The sequence below is a fragment of the Actinacidiphila rubida genome (genome assembly GCF_900110255.1).
Lineage (GTDB): Bacteria > Actinomycetota > Actinomycetes > Streptomycetales > Streptomycetaceae > Actinacidiphila > Actinacidiphila rubida.
On record NZ_FODD01000013.1, the window covers coordinates 175,970 to 191,933 of the forward strand.

Below are 15,964 nucleotides of genomic sequence, written 5' to 3' on the forward strand. Positions count from 1 at the left end.
CCCGTTGGTTGGTCGCCTCCGTTTGGGCACGTATACAGTGCTCAGGTGTCCTGCGAGCGGATCTTCGCCGTCGTCGGGCCCGCGTGTCCCACCGCAGCCCGCAGCACCGCGTTCCGCATCCCGCGGGACCGTCCTCCGCCCTTACGCACGACTCCCAGGAGCGCCTCGTGAACGCACTTCTCCCCCACCGCTCCTACCACGTGCTGCTCGTCGAGGACGACGCCGCGGACGCCCTGCTGATCGAGGAGGCGATGACGGACAAGGGAATGGTCCGGTCCATCTCCCGCGCCACCGACGGCATCACGGCGCTCGAGTACCTGCGCGCCCCGGACAACCCGCGCCCCGACCTCATCGTGCTCGACCTCAACATGCCCCGGATGAACGGGCGCGAGCTGCTGGGCGTCCTCAAGGGCGACCCCGACCTGGGCATGATCCCGGTCGTCGTGCTCACCACCTCGTCCACGCCGGACGACATCGCCGCCGCCTACAGCCGGCACGCCAACGCGTACGTCACCAAGCCGGTGAACCTCGACGACTTCCTGCAGGCGGTGCGCCGCATCGACGAGTTCTTCCTGGAGATCGCGAGCGTGCCCGAGCGCGAGGCCGACTGAGCACCGGGCCCGCGTCCAGGCATTCCCCCCCCCAGCGCGGGCCGGGCGCACGTCCAGGGGTCCGCGTCGGCGTGACACGCCCGACGACGAGGGCCGGGCGGCGAGCGCCGCCGGCCGGGGATCTCCGCCCTAGGATTTGTGGTGGTTCGCGCGGTACGTCGGACATGCGGCTCGTGCCGCCGGCGCGTCGCGCCCGCTCGTCCCCCTAGCGCGAAGGAACTCGCATGGAGAGCAGGCCCCCGGTCCCCCCGTTCACCCGCGACACCGCCACGGAGAAGGTGCGCCAGGCCGAGAACGGCTGGAACTCGCGTGACCCGCACAAGGTCTCGCTGGTGTACACACCGGACAGCCAGTGGCGCAACCGGGCGGAGTTCCTCACGGGGCGCGAGGAGATCGTCGCGTTCCTGACCCGCAAGTGGAACCGCGAGCTGGACTACCGCCTGATCAAGGAGCTGTGGGCGTTCGAGGGCAACCACATCGCGGTGCGGTTCGCGTACGAGTGCCACGACGACTCCGGCAACTGGTACCGCTCGTACGGCAACGAGAACTGGGAGTTCGACGAGAACGGGCTCATGCGGCGGCGCATCGCGAGCATCAACGACCTGCGCATCGACGAGTCCGAGCGCAAGTTCCACTGGCCGCTCGGCACGCGCCCCGACGACCACCCCGGCCTCTCCGACCTCGGCCTCTGACCGCCCGCGCGCGGCCCCGCTCCGGTCACCCCTTGCCGTGAGGCCCCCTGATCGTCCAGGGTGGGACGCGGTGAACGCAGAACCGAACGGCCGGTCGGGAGGCACGGTATGACCCTCACGAGCAGGCCCGCGTCGGCGGACTCGCCCGCGGCGCGGATGTTCGCCGCGGACACGGCGTCGCGCGCGCTGGGCATCGAGGTGCTGGAGCAGGGCGAGGGAACCGCGACGGTCGGCATGACCCTGACGGCGGCCATGGTCAACGGGCACGGGATCGCGCACGGCGGGTACGTCTTCCTCCTCGCGGACACCGCGTTCGCCTGCGCGTGCAACAGCGACGGCCCGGTGACGGTCGCCGCCGGGGCGGACATCACGTTCGTCGCGGCGGCGCGGGAGGGCGACACCCTGGTCGCCACCGCCCGCGAGGTCACCCGCTTCGGCCGCAGCGGCATCTACGACGTGACGGTCGCGCGCGGCACCACGGTGATCGCCGAGTTCCGCGGCCGCAGCCGCACCCTCCGCACGCCGGGCCCCGGCGAGGCCGAGTAACCCCCGCGCCGCGGGGCTCGCCCGTTCCCTCAGACGAGCCCGGCCGCCTCGGCGTGGAAGGCGTGGCGGAGCGGGGTGATGCCGGTCGTGGTGCGGGTGGGGTGGACGCGGTTGGTGAGCAGGACCGCGTAGCGGGTCGTCGCGGGGTCGACCCAGATGCTGGTGCCGGTGAAACCGGTGTGGCCGTAGGAGTGGGGGCCGAAGGAGGGTCCGACCGGGGAGCCGGCGGGGTCCTGGCCCTGCCAGGCGAGGGCGCGTCGCAGGTTCAGGCCCTCGGTGTGGACGGCCGTCATCCGCGCGAAGGTGGCGGGCCGCAGGAGTTCCCGGGCGCCGCCGGCGAGGGACCGGCCGAGGCGTTCCATGTCGGCGAGCGGGGCGAACAGGCCGGCGTGGCCGGCCGGAGCGCCGAGCACGACCGCGTTCTCGTCGTGCACCTGGCCGGTCACGATCCGGCCGCGCCACGGGCAGTCCTCGGTGGCCACGGCCCGGCGGCGCGCCTCGGGGGCCGGGTGGAAGCCGGTGCCGGTCATGCCGAGCGGGTCGCAGACCAGTCGCCGGACGAGGACGTCCAGCGTCTCGCCCGCGGCGGCTTCGGCGACCAGGCCGAGGAGGATGAAGCCCTGCGAGGAGTACTGGACGCGGGTGCCCGGCGCGGCCGTCAGCGGCAGCAGGCGGATCGCCTCCAGGAGGGCGGCGCGGGTGGGGTGTTCGCGGTAGAGCGGCACCTGGCCGGGGATGCCGGAGGTGTGGGCGAGCAACTGGTGGACCGTCAGGTCCGCCTTGTCGCCGCCGCGGTACTCCGGCAGGTGGTCGCCCACGGTGTCGGTCAGCCGCAGGGCGCCCTCGTCGACGAGGGCCATCACCGCGAGCCCGGCCACCGGCTTGGTGACCGACGCGAGGTCCCACAGCTCACTGCCGTCGAGCGTCTCGCCGCCCCAGCTCCGGGTGCCGGTGAAGCCCCGGGCCAGCGCCGCGTGGGCGTCGCCCACGGACCACGCCGCCGCGGAGTAGACCCCGCGGTCCCGGCCCGCCGAGACGAGGTCCCCCAGCGACGTCATGCGTCCTCGCCCATGGCCGGACGGCCCGACCCGTGGGGACCGCGCCGCTCCCCCGCCGTCCGTCCCGCGACGCCCAGGGCGGGCGCGCGGCCGCCGAGACCCGCGGAGACGGCGCGGGCGGAGGCCCGCACCATCGGGCCGAACAGCAGCACGCTCTCCCGGTCCAGGGTGAACGTCAGGCCGGAGATGCCGACCGCGCCGACCACGTGCCCGTCGCGGTCGAGCACGGGCGCCGCGACCGAGCGCACGTCCGGCTCGCCGTACCCGTCGTCGACGGCGTAGCCGCGCTCGGCGGCCTCCCGCAGCACCTCGCGGACGGTCGCCGCGTCGCCCAGCGGGTGCGCGGCCCACTCGTCCGCGGGCACGGCGTCGAGCACGTCGGCGCACGCGTCCGGCGGGAGCGCGGAGAGCATCGCGAGCCCGACGCCGCTGAGGTACAGGGGCGTGCGGCCGCCGGGCGGCACGCCCATGCGGAACTCGGGGGGCGACTCGGAGTGCTCCAGGTGCACCGCGACGTCGCCGTGCCGCACCGCGTAGTGGGCGAACTGGCCGGTGCGCCGGTGCAGTTCGGCCAGTACGGGACGGGCGAGGCGCAGGTCCTGGTCGTCGTGCAGGGCCGCGGCGGCGAGGCCGAGCAGGCGGGGTCCCGCCTGGTAGCGGCCGCCGTCGGCGGGCTGCGCGAAGCCGAACTCGACCATCGTCTGCAGATGGCGGTGGACGGTCGGCTTCGTCAGGCCGGTGCGCTGCGCGAGATCGCCGAGCCGGTGCGGTCCACCGGGTTCGACGAGCGCCTCGAGCACCTCCATCGCCTTGTCCGTCGGGCCTTTCACGCGGCCCTGCTCCGTGGTTCGAGTGTTGACGGTCTTCGCCATGTCGCTTAGCTTAGCGCATCATCATTCCATCTGCCGGAACGGATGTACTGTTCAATGGAACGAATACGTCAAGGGAGACGCGTGGAGCACAGCCGTCCGGCCCGCCGCGACATCCTCCGGCTCGGCGGGCTGCTCCTCCCGGCCGTCGCGGCGCCGGCCCTGCTCACCGGATGCGGTACCAGCCCGGCCGGCGGTGCCGGCAACGTCCTGCGGGTGTCCCAGCCCGGTGACCCCAAGAACATGGACCCGCACAAGCAGGGCGACATGACCTCCATGAACGCCCTGATCAACATGTTCGACACGCTCACCACGCGCGGCGCCGACAACCTCCTGCACCCCCGGCTCGCGCTGACCTGGGGGGCCCGCGGCGCGACGACCTGGCGGTTCACGCTGCGCCCCGGCGTCACGTTCCACAACGGCGAACCGTTCGACGCCGCCGCGGTCAAGTTCAGCATCGAGCGCGTCCTGGCGCCCGCGACCAAGTCGCCGATCGTCGAACTGCGTTACGTCAAGGACGTCACCGTCGTCGACCCGCTCACCGTGGACGTGCACACGACCGTGCACGACCCGATCCTCCCCGACAAGCTCTCGCTCTTCGGCGGAGTCGTGGTCCCGCCGCGCTACCTGGCCTCCGTCGGGGACGCGGGGTTCGCCGAACACCCCGTCGGCACCGGGCCGTTCACCTTCGTCCGCTGGCAGCGCGACCACGAGCTGCGCATGCGGGCCTTCCCCCGCCACTGGCAGGGGCGCCCGCACGTGGACGAGCTGGTGTTCATGCCGCAGCCCAACCCCTCGTCCTCGCTCGCCGCGCTGCAGAGCGGCCAGGTCGACCTGGTGGCCGGCCTCACCCCCGACGCGGCCCAGCAGCTGGACGGCTACGGCGGCGTGCGGCTGGACGGCTACACCGGTATCCGGACCTCCTACCTCTCGTTGAACACCCTGGAGGACGGGCCGCTCAAGGACCCCCGGGTGCGCCAGGCGCTCAACCACGCGGTGGACGTCCCGCTGCTCATCAAGGCGGTGCTCGGCGGCAAGGCCACCGAGGTGCCGGCGATGATCCCGCGCGGCGCGTTCGGCTTCGACCCCTCGATCAGGCCGTTCGCCCGCTCCGTGGACACCGCACGCGACCTCCTGGCGCAGGCCGGTTACCCGCACGGCTTCTCCACCTCGCTGACCGCCTCCAACGTCGACTCCAACGTCGCCGAGGCGATCTCGGGCCTGCTGTCCCGGGCCGGCGTGAACGCCCGCGTCACGCTGCTCGACCCCGGCACCTACGCGGACCGGCTCACCTCCGACGACCACGGCGCGCTGGGCCCGATGTACCTGGCGGCCAGCACCGTGTGGACGCTGGACGGGGAGAGCATGCTGCAGTCCAACGTGCGCAGCGACCGCCGGCAGAGCAGGTGGCACGACAAGGACGCGGACCGCCTCATCGACATCGAGGAGCTGTCCGGGGACCCCGCGGAGCGCCGGCGCGCCTTCTCCGACCTGCAGCGGCTGATCCAGCGGGAGGCTCCGTTCGTCCCGCTCTACCAGATCGACAACATCTACGCCCGCAACGACCGTCCCCGCTGGAAGCCGGGGTCCGCCGGCGTGCTGGCCATGCAGACTGCGGAGATCTCCCGATGAGCGACCTCACCCTCCGGCCGCCGCGCGCGGCGGGGCCGGCCCGGCCGCGGCCGGCGGCCCGGTCCGGGCTGCTGCGCGCCGTGCTGGTACGGCTCGGCACGGCGCTGCTCGTCCTGCTGTGCACGGCGACCGTGTCCTTCTTCCTCGTCCGGCTGTCCGGCGACCCGGTCAGGCAACTGCTCCCGCCGGACGCCACGGCCCAGCAGGAGCACGTGCTGCGGGCGAGCCTCGGCCTCGACCGGCCGCTGGTCACGCAGTACCTCGACTTCCTGTGGGGCCTGCTGCACTTCGACTTCGGCACCTCGATCTCGTACCAGGAGCCGGTGGGCCACGTGCTCGCCGACCGGCTGCCCGCCACCCTCGAACTGGCCGCGGCAGCGCTGGTGGTGACCCTCGTCATCGCCGTGCCCGCCGGCATCCTCGCGGCCATGCGGCGCGGGCGCGCCACGGACCGCGGCATCATGACCGGCGTCCTGCTCGGCCAGTCCACCCCGCCGTTCTGGGTGGGCATCCTGCTGATCCTGGTGTTCGCCGTGGGGCTGCACGCGCTGCCCGCCTCCGGATACGGCAGCTTCGCCAACCTCGTGCTGCCCGCCGTCACGCTCTCCGTCTACTCCGTCGCGGTCGTGGCGAGGCTGCTGCGCTCGTCGCTGATCGACGTGCTCTCCTCCGACCACATCCGCACCGCCCGCGCCAAGGGATTCGGCCCGGTCAAGACGGTGCTGACGCACGGCCTGCGCAACGCGTCGCTGCCGGTGGTCACCGTGATCGGGCTGGAGGTCGGCAGCCTGCTGGGCGGCGCGATCCTCACCGAACGCGTCTTCTCCTGGCCAGGCGTGGGCCAGCTGACCATCGAGGCCATCTCCAACCGCGACTTCCCCCTGGTCCAGGCGACGGTGCTGTTCTTCGCGGCCACGTTCGTCGTGGTCAACCTGCTGGTCGACCTCTCCTACAGCCTCCTCGACCCGAGAGTGAGGACCTCCCGATGACCCTGACCTCGTCAGCCCCGCCCACCGCGGGCGCCGCCCCCGAGGCGGCCCGCGGCCGGCGCCCCGCCGCCGTGCGCACCCTGCTGCGCAACCGCCTCGCCGTGGTCGCGCTCGCCTTCCTCGCGGTCCTCCTCGTCGCCGCGGTGTTCGCGCCGCTGATCGCGCCCGACGACCCCAACGCCCAGGACCTGCTGATGCGGCTGACGCCGCCGGCCTGGCAGCACGGCGGCAGCGGCGCCCACCTGCTGGGCACCGACCAGCTCGGCCGGGACATGCTCTCCCGCGTCGTCTACGGCACCCGGGTCTCACTCCTCGTCGGCGCCGGCGCGGCGCTGCTGGCCGGTGTGATCGGCACCGTGGTCGGCCTGGCCGCCGGCTACTTCGGCGGCTGGCCGGACCGGGTCCTGATGCGCCTGGCGGACGTCCAGCTCGCGTTCCCGTCGATCCTGCTGGCCCTGGCCATCGTGGGGTTCTTCGGGTCGGGGCTCTGGTACGTGATCCTCGTGCTGGGCATCACCGGCTGGGTGTCGTACGCCCGGGTGGTGCGCTCGGAGGTGATGTCGCTGCGGTCCCGCGACTTCGTCACCGAGGCGCGGGCGATCGGTGTCACCGACGTGGCGATCATGCGACGCCACCTGCTGCCCAACGTGATGGCGCCGCTGGCGACCATCGGGACGCTGCACATCGCCGCCGCGATCGTCGCCGAGGCGTCACTGAGCTACCTGGGACTGGGAGTTCCCAAGGAGACCGTCACCTGGGGCTCCATGCTGGCGGACGGCCAGCTGTACCTGGGCACCTCCTGGTGGGTCGCGGTCTTCCCGGGCATCGCGCTGATGCTCACCTCACTCGCCGTCAACATCACCGGCGACGCCCTGCGGGATGTCGCGGACCCGAAGGCGTACCGCCGATGACCACGGACAGGCCGATGACCACCGACACACCCGCAGCCGCCGGCCGGACCTCCGCCGGGCCCGTCCTGGAGATCGACGGCCTGACCGTCGACTTCCGGCTCGACACGGGCACCGTGCACGCCGTCCGCGACGTCAGCCTGAGCCTGGCGCAGGGCGAGACGCTCGCCGTCGTCGGCGAGTCCGGCAGCGGCAAGACCGCCACCGCGCTGTCCGTGCTGCGGCTCAACCCCCAGCCGCCGGCCGTCTACACGGGCGGCCGGATCCTCTTCGGGGGACGCGACCTGCTCCGCGTCCCCGACCGCGACCTCGGGCGGATCAGGGGCCAGGACATCGCGATGGTGTTCCAGGACCCGATGACCAGTCTGGACCCGCTGCGCCGGGTGGGCGTGCAGGTCGCCGAGGTCCTGCGCCACCACCAGGGCCTGTCCCGGACGGACGCGCACGCGGCGGCCGTCGAGGCCCTGGACGAGGTCGGGATCCCCGACCCCGAGCGCCGGTTCCGGCAGTACCCGCACGAGCTCTCCGGCGGGCTGCGGCAGCGCGTGATGATCGCCGGGGCGCTGGTGGGCCGGCCCCGCGTGCTCATCGCCGACGAGCCGACCACCGCGCTCGACGTGACCGTGCAGCGGCAGATCCTCGACCTGCTCGTGTCCCTGCAGCAACGGCACGGCATGGCCGTCCTACTGATCACCCACGACCTCGGAGTGGTCGCCGAGACCGCCGACCGGGTGGCCGTGATGCACCACGGCCGGGTCGTGGAGACCGGCGACGTACTGGACGTCTTCCACCGTCCGGCCGACGACTACACCCGCCAACTGCTGGCCGCCACACCCCGATTGGAGCTGGCATGACGACGCCCGATGCCCCTACGGCACCTCAGACCCGCCGTCCGCTGCTGGAACTGGCCGGACTCCGGAAGGAGTTCGGCGGACGGCACGGCAGCGTCGCGGTGGACGACGTGTCGCTGACGGTCGCCGAGGGCGAGACGCTCGCGCTGGTCGGCGAGTCCGGCTGCGGCAAGACCACGCTGACCCGGCTGCTGCTGCGGCTGGAGGAACCGACCGCGGGCAGCGTGCACTTCGACGGGCAGGACCTCGCCGCCCTCGCCCCGGCCGAACTGCGGCGCCTGCGCCGGCAGATCCAGGTCGTCCTGCAGGACCCGTACTCCAGCATGAACCCGCGGCTGACCATCGCCGCCATCGTGGCGGAGCCGATGGTCACCCACGATCCCGCGGCCCGCGGCCGGCGCGGCCGCCGGTACACGCGGGAGCGGGTCGGCGAGCTGCTGGAGTCCGTCGGCCTCGACGGCGGCATCCAGGACCGCTACCCGCACGAGTTCTCCGGCGGGCAGCGCCAGCGGGTCTCCATCGCCCGCGCCCTGGCGGTCGAGCCCCGGCTGATCGTGCTCGACGAGCCGACCAGCGCGCTGGACGTGTCGGTGCAGGCCCGCATCCTCGACCTGCTCGCCGACCTCCAGCAGCGGCGCGGGCTGACCTACTTCTTCGTCTCGCACAACCTGGCCGTCGTGCAGCAGGTGGCCGACCGCATCGCGGTGATGCGGCAGGGGCGGCTGGTCGAGGTCGGCGAGGCGGCGCAGGTGCTGAAGCGCCCCGAGCACGCCTACACGCGGCAGCTGCTGGACGCGGTGCCGGTGCCCGATCCGCGCCGGGGCCGCAGGGCCCGCGTGGTCGCGGGCGGCACCGGGAACGCGGGCGGCACCGGGAACGTGGGCGGGGCCCCTGGCCCGCAGACCCCGGACGCCGGGGCCGGCGGCGGCACGGACGGCACCGGCGGCACGGACGGCTCCGGGGGCGCGCGATGAGCCCGTACCGACCGGGACCAGGACCGGCGGCGCGCCCCCTACACCTGGGAGAGCACCATTCCCGCGCCGCCGAGCAGGGCGACGTCGTCGACGTCCGCGGTGCTCACCACGACCCGCGGCAGCTCGGCGCCTTCCCAGACCACGTCGGAGCGCAGCCGCTCCTCGATCAGCCCGCGGAACCGCTCGCCGCCCTCGCGGGCCTCACCGTGCAGCACGAACAGGCCGGGCGCGAACAGCTGCTGGATGTTGACCAGACCCAGCGCGACGTTCTCCGCGTACTCGGCCAGCACCTGCCGCGCGGTCCCGTCCTGGCGCGCCACCAGCGCGCCGAGCGACACCGCGTCGCCGAGGCCGGCCGCCCGCGCCCTGGACTGGAGCCAGCGCGTGGTGGCGACGGTCTTCCAGCAGCCGCGGCTGCCGCAGGTGCAGCGCTCCCCGCTGGCCGAGACGGTCATATGGGCGCCGCTGCGGCCGCCGGGCGGGGCGAGCACCTGGCCGGCGTACAGGATGCCGACGCCCAGCACCTCGCCGGTCGACACCGACGCGAAGGTGCGCCGGCCGCGTCCGGGCCCGAACCAGCGGTCGCCGAGCACCTGGAGCCGGGCGTGGTGCTCGACCCTGACCGGCACGCCGGTCAGGGCCCCGAGCCGCTCCGCCACCGGGTAGCCGTGCAGCGCCGGCACATCGTTGACCTCGGTGATCAGTCCCGCGTCGGGGTCGACGAGACCGGCCGCGGCCACACCGATGCCCTGCGGCCGGACGCCCGCGAACACCTCGGCGGCGCGGGCGAGCGCCGCGTCGAGGTCGGCGGGCAGCGCGGTGGCCGCGTCGTACGCGGTCTCGGTGCGTTCGAGCACCGCGCCGGACATGTCCAGCACCGCGGCCCTGACCCGGCCGGGTACCAGTTCGACCGCCCCCAGCCTGCGCCCGGCGCGCGGCGCCACCGGTTCCGGTTCGAGCGCGGGCACCAGTCGCAGGGGGAAACGTTCGTCGGTCATGGCTCGACTCTGCCACGACCGGGTTTGAGGAAGGTAGCGCTGTGATCCATTGGAATCTGACCGAGTCCACGTGGCGGGAGGTGCGCGCGGCCGGGGAACGGGGCATCGCCCTGCTCCCCATCGGGTCCCAGGAGCAGCACGCCGCCCATCTGCCGATGGGCACCGACACCCTGCTCGCGGAGGCGGTCCTCGACCGCGCCGTGGCCCTGATGGAGAGGGCGGACGGCGGCCAGGGGGCCGCGGCCACCGAACTGGTGCGCCTGCCCGCGCTGCCCTTCGGGCACAGCCCGCACCACCTCTTCGCGGCGGCGGTGTCGCTGAGCGCCGCCACGCTGGGGGCGGTCCTCGACGACGTCCTGGACTCGCTCGCCACGTCCGGCTACCGCCGGATCATGGTCGTCAACGGCCACGGCGGGAACGACGAGATCATGCGGCTGGCCGTCAAGCGGTTCGCGCTGCGCGCGGACGTCACCGTCGCGGCCTGCTCGTACTGGACGGTCACGTCCGGGGAGGACGACGGGGGGCGCCCCGAGGTCACTCCGGGCCACGCCGGCTGGTTCGAGACGTCGCTGATGCTGGCGGCGCACCCGGACCTCGTCCGGACGCCGGTCCCGGCCCGCGCCCCGATCGAACCGCCGCCGCTGTTCGACCACCCGCCGTATCCGGGCCTGACCGTGGAGCGCCACGGCGAGTGGGCCCGGGTCGGCGGATCGACCGACGACGCCTCGTCCGCGGACGCGGCGGACGGCCACCGGCTGCTGGACGCGCGAGCCCTCGGGCTGGCCCGCGCGATCCGGGCGTTCGACGCGGCCACCCGCTGACCGCGAACCCCGTCACCACCGAGCCCGTCACCACCGAGTTGGAGAGAAGAAGTATGAAGATCGTCGATGTCGACGTGTGGGTCGTCAACCTCCCGCTGGTCAATCCGTTCACCAGCTCCTTCGAGACGAAGACGGGAGAGACCCGCACGGTGGTGCGCATCCGCACCGACAGCGGCGTCGAGGGCTGGGGCGAGACCATGTGGGGCCGCCCGGTCGCCGCGATCGTCGAGTCGCTGCGCAAGGACCTGATCGGCACCAGCCCGTTCGCGCTGGAGAGCTTCCACCGCAAGCAGCACATGCTGCCGTTCTTCCACGGCTACCTGGGATACGCGGCGCTCGCCGCGATCGACGTGGCGTGCTGGGACGCGATGGGCAAGGCCACGCAGCAGCCGGTCACGGACCTGCTGGGCGGCAGGGTGCGCGACGAGGTCCCGATCACGGCCCTGGTCACGCGCGCGGACGCCCCCGGCGCGAGCGGGAGCTCGCTGGCCGGGGCGCTGGCCGAGCACGCCGTGCGGGTCGTCGAGGAGGGCGGCTTCAGCGCCGTGAAGCTCAAGGGCACCAAGGACGTCCAGGGGGACGTGGCGATCCTGCGGGCGCTGCGCGCGGCCCTGCCGGACGTGAACCTGCGGGTCGACCCCAACGCGGCCTGGTCGGTGCCGGACTCGGTGCGGGCCGGCATCGCGCTGGAGGAGCTGGACCTGGAGTACCTCGAGGACCCGTGCTCCGGCATCGAGGGCATGAGCCAGGTGAAGGCGAAGGTCCGGATCCCGCTGTGCACCAACATGTGCGTCGTCAGGTTCGAGGAGTTCGCTCCGGCGATGCGGCTGAACGCCGTGGACGTCATCCACGGCGACGTCTACAAGTGGGGCGGCATCGCGGCCACCAAGGCCCTCGCCGCGCACTGCGAGACGTTCGGCCTCGGCATGAACCTGCACAGCGGCGGCGAGCTGGGCATCGCGACCGCGGCGCACCTGGCCGTCGTCGCCAGCACGCCGGTCCTGTCGCGGGCCATCGACAGCATGTACTACCTGCACGCCGACGACATCATCGAGCCGCTGCACCTGGAGAACGGGCGGCTGCGCGTCCCGGAGGGTCCCGGCCTGGGCGTCACCGTGGACGAGGACAAGCTGCGGCACTTCGCCGCGGTCAACGAGCGCGAGGGGGACCTGACGCGGTGAGCGGCGGACACGGCAAGCAGGCGGTGCGGACCGGCGACGCGCCGAGCCCCGCCGGGGCGTACAGCCAGGGCGTCGTCGCGGCGGGACTGCTCTTCACGGCGGGGTTCGGCCCGCAGGACCCGGTGACGGGGGCGGTACCGGAGACGGTGGAGGAGCAGACCGCGCAGGTCCTGCGCAACGTGCGGGCGGTGCTGGCGGCGCGTGGGCTGACGACGGCCGACGTGGTCAAGGTGACGGCCCACCTCCAGCACCTGCGACGCGACTTCGCGGCCTACGACGCGGTCTACCGGGAGTTCTTCACCGCGCCGTACCCGGTGCGCACCACCGTCGGTTCGGATCTGATGGACATCCTGGTGGAGATCGATGTCGTGGCCGTCGTTCCCGGCTGACGAACGGGTCCGCCCGCGCCCGGTGAGCCGGGTGCGGGCGGGCGGCGGGTCAGTGCGCGGTGCCGCTGCCCAGCGCGGAGCGGATGCCGCCGTCGCCGCGCAGCAGCGCCTCGGCCGCCTCCTCGCGGGTCAGGCCCGCCAGCAGCATGACGATCGCGGTCTTGGCGTGGCCGTCCGCGGCGGAGAGGGCGCGCTCGGCGTCCGCGTCGCTCGCGCCGGTCGCCTGGACGACGATGCGGCGGGCCCGGTCGACGAGCTTGGCGTTGGTGGCGCGCACGTCGACCATGAGGTTCCCGTAGACCTTGCCGAGCCGGACCATGGTGGCGGTGGAGAGCATGTTGCACACCAGCTTCTCCGCGGTGCCGGCCTTGAGCCGGGTGGAGCCCGTGAGCACCTCGGGGCCGGTGACGACCTCGATGGCGATGCCGGCGTGCCGGCTGATCTCGGCGCCGGCGTTGCAGGCGATCGAGACGGTGGTGGCGCCGATCTCACGCGCGTACCGCAGTCCGCCCACGACGTAGGGGGTCCGGCCGCTGGCGGCCAGGCCGACGAGGACGTCGGCGGAGGAGAGCCCGGCGGCCGCGACGTCGGCGACCGCGCGCTCCGGGTCGTCCTCGGCGCCCTCGACGGCGGTGATGAACGCGCCGGGGCCGCCCGCGAGCAGGCCCATGACCTGCTGCGGGTCGGTGCCGAAGGTCGGCGGGCACTCGACGGCGTCGAGCAGGCCGATCCGGCCGCTGGTGCCCGCGCCGAGGTAGATCAGCCGGCCGCCCTGCCGCAGTGCGGCCTCGATGGCCTCCACGGCCTCGGCGATCCGGGGCAGGGCCCGGCGCACGGCGAGGGCGACGGTCTGGTCCTCGTCGTTCATGGCGGTGAGCAGGTCCGCCACCGGCATGCCGTCGAGGTCGGCGGTGTGCTCGTTGCGGGTCTCGGTGCCGAGGGTGCCCAGCGTGCTGAGGTCCGCGCTGCGGTCCGTGTTGAGTTCCACGGGACGGTCGTTCCTTTCGGGGTGGTGCGGGTGCGGCGGTCAGCCGCCGGCTTGGGTGCGGCGGGCCGCCGGGCGCTTGCGCCGTTGCACCGCGCCGTAGGTGCGCTGCAGCGCGGCGGCCGTGACGTCGAAGGAGCGCTGTGCGACTCCCACGAACAGGCAGTCCACGATGGCGAGCTGGGCGATGCGGCTGACGGTCGCGCCGGACCGGAAGGGTGTCTCCCGGGCGCAGGTGGTCAGCACGATGTCGGCGGCGGCCGCCAGGGAGGACCGCGGGTAGTTGGTGAGGGCGACGGTGGTGGCGCCCAGTTCGGCGGCCGCCTCCAGGGGTTCGACGGCGTCGGCGGTCTCGCCGGAGTGGGAGATCGCCACGGCCACGTCGCCGGGGCCCAGCAGCGCGGCGGCGGTGAGCGCCGCGTGCACGTCGGTCCAGATGAACGCGATCAGGCCGATGCGGTGCAGCTTCTGCTGGAGGTCCTGGCCGACGAAGGCGCTGGCGCCGACGCCGAAGATGTCGATCCTGCGGGCGCCGGCGACGGCGTCCACGGCGCGGCCCAGCTCGGTGACGTCGATGCCGGCGCAGGACTCCTCGAGTGCCCGGACCTCGTTGTAGATGATCTTGCGGACGACGTCTTCCAGCAGGTCGTCGGCGCTTATGTCGGTGCCGAGCGCGGGCCGGTCGGTGCCGAGCGCGTTCTCGTGCGCCGCCGCGGCGGCCAGGGCCAGTCGCAGCTGCGGGTAGTGGGTCAGGCCCACCGCGCGGCAGAAGCGCAGGACGGTGGCCGCGGAGGTGGTGGCGCGCTCCGCCAGCGCGCTGATGGCCAGGCCCGCGGCCTGCGCGGGGTCGGCCAGCACGGCGTCGGCCACGCGGCGTTCGGAGGGTGCCAGGTCGGGGAGCGCGGTGCGGATGCGCTTGAGGACGTCGACAGCGGCGGGGTCGTGCGACGACTCCGCCGGTGTGCGGCGTGAGACCTGGCCGGCCATGGCTCCTCCTGGGTGGGTGGCGTCAGCGTAGTCTCCCAGGACCCCGGTGGCAAAAAGTTACCTGCGAAGTGAGTCGAAGTTACTTATTGACATCCGGAGGATGTTGTTCCAATACTCACTCGACTGCAACGACGCGTCCAACCACAGGTCAGGGCACGCCTGTCGCAGTCCGGAACGTCAAGGGAAGGGCAGGGGACATGTCGGTGGTACTGGCCGTGGACCTCGGCAAGACCGGCTGTCGCGCCCAGCTCTGGGCCGGCGCGGCCGGCGGCGCCGGCGGTCCGGTGGCCGCGGGCGAGGCGCCCGGGGCGCCGGGCCTGGCCGAGTCGGGCGGCGTCGCGGCCGCCCTGGCGTCGGTGCTCGCCGCCGCCGGCCCGCTGCTGCCCCGGCTCGCCGGGGAACGGCTCGCCGCGGTGTGCGTGGGCGCGGCCGGTGCCGCCGCCGCGCCGGACGCCGCCCGCGAACTCGCCGGCCTGCTCCTGGAGGAGCTGCCCACCGACCGGGCCGCGGTCGCCAGCGACGCGGTGACCGCGCACGCGGGGGCGCTCGACGGGGCGGCCGGCGTCGTCCTCGCGGCCGGCACCGGTGCCGTCGCGATCGGGCTCGGCGACGGCGGGGCCTTCGCCCGCGTCGACGGCTGGGGCCCCTGGCTCGGCGACGAGGGCAGCGGCGCGTGGATCGGCCGCGCGGGTCTGCGGGCCGCACTGCGCGCCCACGACGGCCGCGGCCCCGCGACCGCCCTCACCCGGGCCGCCGCCGCGCTCCTCGGCCCGCTGGACCAACTGCCGAACGCCGTCGGCGGAACCAGCAACCCCGCACGCGCCGCGGCCTCCTTCGCGCCCTCCGTCGCCGGAGCGGCCGCGGAGGGCGACCCGGTCGCATCAGCCGTCCTGCGGGAGGCCGCCGCAGCCCTCGCCGAGGCGGTCGTCGCGGCCGCGCGAGCCGTGACCGGCACGGCCGGCGACGGCAGGGCCGTGCCGGTCGCCCTCACCGGCGGCCTGACCCACCTGGGCGCGCCCCTGACCCGCCCCCTGCACGACCTGCTGGCGCGGTCCGCGCCGCCGCTGGAGATCCGTCCGGCGCTGGGCGACCCGCTCGACGGGGCGCGGCGGCTGGCCCTCGGCGACTGCGCCCGCCACGAACCCTTCATCGTCCGTGCCGACCGGGCCGACCGGCCCGGCGGTACCGACCGCGCCGGCCGGGCGCTCGCCCCGTCGGCGTCGCCATGAGGCCGGGGCCGCACCGCTCAGGCCGGGTCATCCCGGCCGGCGGCCCCATCTGTACCCCATCGTCCCCGGTGGCACCACCGGCCAGTTGTAAGGAGTGAGCGTGCGTCAACTCGACCTCGTGGTGATCGCCGTCTATCTCGTCGCCATCGCATGGATCGGCCTCCGCCTGTCCGGACGCCAGAAGTCGGCGAAGGACTACTTCGTCGGCGAGGGCCACATGCCCTGGTGGACGGTCTCGTTCTCG

17 protein-coding genes are annotated in these 15,964 nt (G+C 74.0%); 12 read left to right on the top strand and 5 right to left on the bottom strand.

Translation table 11 applies throughout. The features are described 5' to 3' along the window. The first annotated feature begins 167 nt into the window (after positions 1-167). The 3 genes from BMW99_RS15170 (at position 168) to paaI (ending at position 1,849) form a co-directional block, all read left to right on the top strand. The gene (locus BMW99_RS15170) at positions 168-611 is read left to right on the top strand and encodes a response regulator (RefSeq protein WP_069462928.1); all 444 of its coding nucleotides are present in this window, start codon (positions 168-170) and stop codon (positions 609-611) included. A gap of 224 nt (positions 612-835) precedes the next feature. Continuing rightward, the gene (locus BMW99_RS15175) at positions 836-1,303 is read left to right on the top strand and encodes a nuclear transport factor 2 family protein (protein WP_069462929.1); all 468 of its coding nucleotides are present in this window, start codon (positions 836-838) and stop codon (positions 1,301-1,303) included. 108 nt (positions 1,304-1,411) lie between these two features. Beyond that, positions 1,412-1,849: a hydroxyphenylacetyl-CoA thioesterase PaaI gene (gene paaI, locus BMW99_RS15180; RefSeq protein WP_069462930.1), complete on the top strand. Its 438-nt coding sequence runs from the start codon at positions 1,412-1,414 to the stop codon at positions 1,847-1,849. A gap of 29 nt (positions 1,850-1,878) precedes the next feature. Here paaI and BMW99_RS15185 read toward each other — a convergent pair whose 3' ends face one another. Together BMW99_RS15185 and BMW99_RS15190 are read right to left on the bottom strand one after the other, a co-directional pair. Continuing rightward, complete coding sequence (locus tag BMW99_RS15185; protein WP_069462931.1) at positions 1,879-2,907, bottom strand: serine hydrolase domain-containing protein; 1,029 nt, start codon at positions 2,905-2,907, stop codon at positions 1,879-1,881. Then, entirely contained in the window at positions 2,904-3,779 is an 876-nt protein-coding gene (locus BMW99_RS15190) for an IclR family transcriptional regulator (protein WP_069462932.1), read from the bottom strand. The genes BMW99_RS15185 and BMW99_RS15190 overlap by 4 nt, the downstream gene beginning before the upstream one ends. Before the next feature lie 54 nt (positions 3,780-3,833). Here BMW99_RS15190 and BMW99_RS15195 point away from each other — a divergent pair, with 54 nt between their 5' ends. Genes BMW99_RS15195 through BMW99_RS15215 form a run of 5 tightly spaced genes read left to right on the top strand, consistent with a single transcriptional unit; the run spans position 3,834 to position 9,130 of the window. Further along, positions 3,834-5,408 carry an ABC transporter substrate-binding protein gene (locus tag BMW99_RS15195; protein ID WP_069462933.1) on the top strand — a complete coding sequence of 525 codons (1,575 nt, stop codon included), beginning with the start codon at positions 3,834-3,836 and terminating at the stop codon, positions 5,406-5,408. Then, positions 5,405-6,397, top strand: a complete 993-nt coding sequence (locus BMW99_RS15200; RefSeq protein WP_069462934.1) for an ABC transporter permease — start codon at positions 5,405-5,407, stop codon at positions 6,395-6,397. The genes BMW99_RS15195 and BMW99_RS15200 overlap by 4 nt, the downstream gene beginning before the upstream one ends. Beyond that, entirely contained in the window at positions 6,394-7,308 is a 915-nt protein-coding gene (locus tag BMW99_RS15205; RefSeq protein WP_069462935.1) for an ABC transporter permease, read from the top strand. Before BMW99_RS15200 ends, BMW99_RS15205 begins: the two co-directional genes overlap by 4 nt. Then, positions 7,305-8,159 carry an ATP-binding cassette domain-containing protein gene (locus BMW99_RS15210; protein WP_079138309.1) on the top strand — a complete coding sequence of 285 codons (855 nt, stop codon included), beginning with the start codon at positions 7,305-7,307 and terminating at the stop codon, positions 8,157-8,159. Before BMW99_RS15205 ends, BMW99_RS15210 begins: the two co-directional genes overlap by 4 nt. Beyond that, complete coding sequence (locus tag BMW99_RS15215) at positions 8,156-9,130, top strand: ATP-binding cassette domain-containing protein (RefSeq protein WP_079138310.1); 975 nt, start codon at positions 8,156-8,158, stop codon at positions 9,128-9,130. Before BMW99_RS15210 ends, BMW99_RS15215 begins: the two co-directional genes overlap by 4 nt. A 38-nt stretch (positions 9,131-9,168) precedes the next feature. Here the strand turns inward: BMW99_RS15215 and BMW99_RS15220 are convergent, their stop codons facing one another. After that, a complete protein-coding gene (locus tag BMW99_RS15220) occupies positions 9,169-10,128 on the bottom strand; it encodes an ROK family protein (RefSeq protein ID WP_079138311.1) in 960 nt (319 codons plus the stop codon). A gap of 41 nt (positions 10,129-10,169) precedes the next feature. On the opposite strand from BMW99_RS15220, the gene BMW99_RS15225 reads away from it, so the two are divergent. The 3 genes from BMW99_RS15225 to BMW99_RS15235 are packed head-to-tail and all read left to right on the top strand — an operon-like array spanning position 10,170 to position 12,519. Further along, positions 10,170-10,949: a creatininase family protein gene (locus tag BMW99_RS15225; RefSeq protein ID WP_069462937.1), complete on the top strand. Its 780-nt coding sequence runs from the start codon at positions 10,170-10,172 to the stop codon at positions 10,947-10,949. Between the two features lie 53 nt (positions 10,950-11,002). Continuing rightward, entirely contained in the window at positions 11,003-12,130 is a 1,128-nt protein-coding gene (locus tag BMW99_RS15230; protein ID WP_069462938.1) for a mandelate racemase/muconate lactonizing enzyme family protein, read from the top strand. Then, entirely contained in the window at positions 12,127-12,519 is a 393-nt protein-coding gene (locus BMW99_RS15235) for a RidA family protein (protein ID WP_069462939.1), read from the top strand. Before BMW99_RS15230 ends, BMW99_RS15235 begins: the two co-directional genes overlap by 4 nt. Positions 12,520-12,568: 49 nt before the next feature. On the opposite strand, the gene murQ is transcribed toward BMW99_RS15235, so the two are convergent. After that, positions 12,569-13,507: an N-acetylmuramic acid 6-phosphate etherase gene (gene murQ / locus BMW99_RS15240; protein WP_245791468.1), complete on the bottom strand. Its 939-nt coding sequence runs from the start codon at positions 13,505-13,507 to the stop codon at positions 12,569-12,571. Between the two features lie 39 nt (positions 13,508-13,546). Then, on the bottom strand, positions 13,547-14,491 hold the full coding sequence (locus BMW99_RS15245) for a MurR/RpiR family transcriptional regulator (protein ID WP_075016957.1): 945 nt from the start codon (positions 14,489-14,491) through the stop codon (positions 13,547-13,549). Between the two features lie 197 nt (positions 14,492-14,688). On the opposite strand from BMW99_RS15245, the gene BMW99_RS15250 reads away from it, so the two are divergent. Further along, positions 14,689-15,720: an N-acetylglucosamine kinase gene (locus tag BMW99_RS15250; protein ID WP_075016958.1), complete on the top strand. Its 1,032-nt coding sequence runs from the start codon at positions 14,689-14,691 to the stop codon at positions 15,718-15,720. Positions 15,721-15,964: the final 244 nt, after the last annotated feature.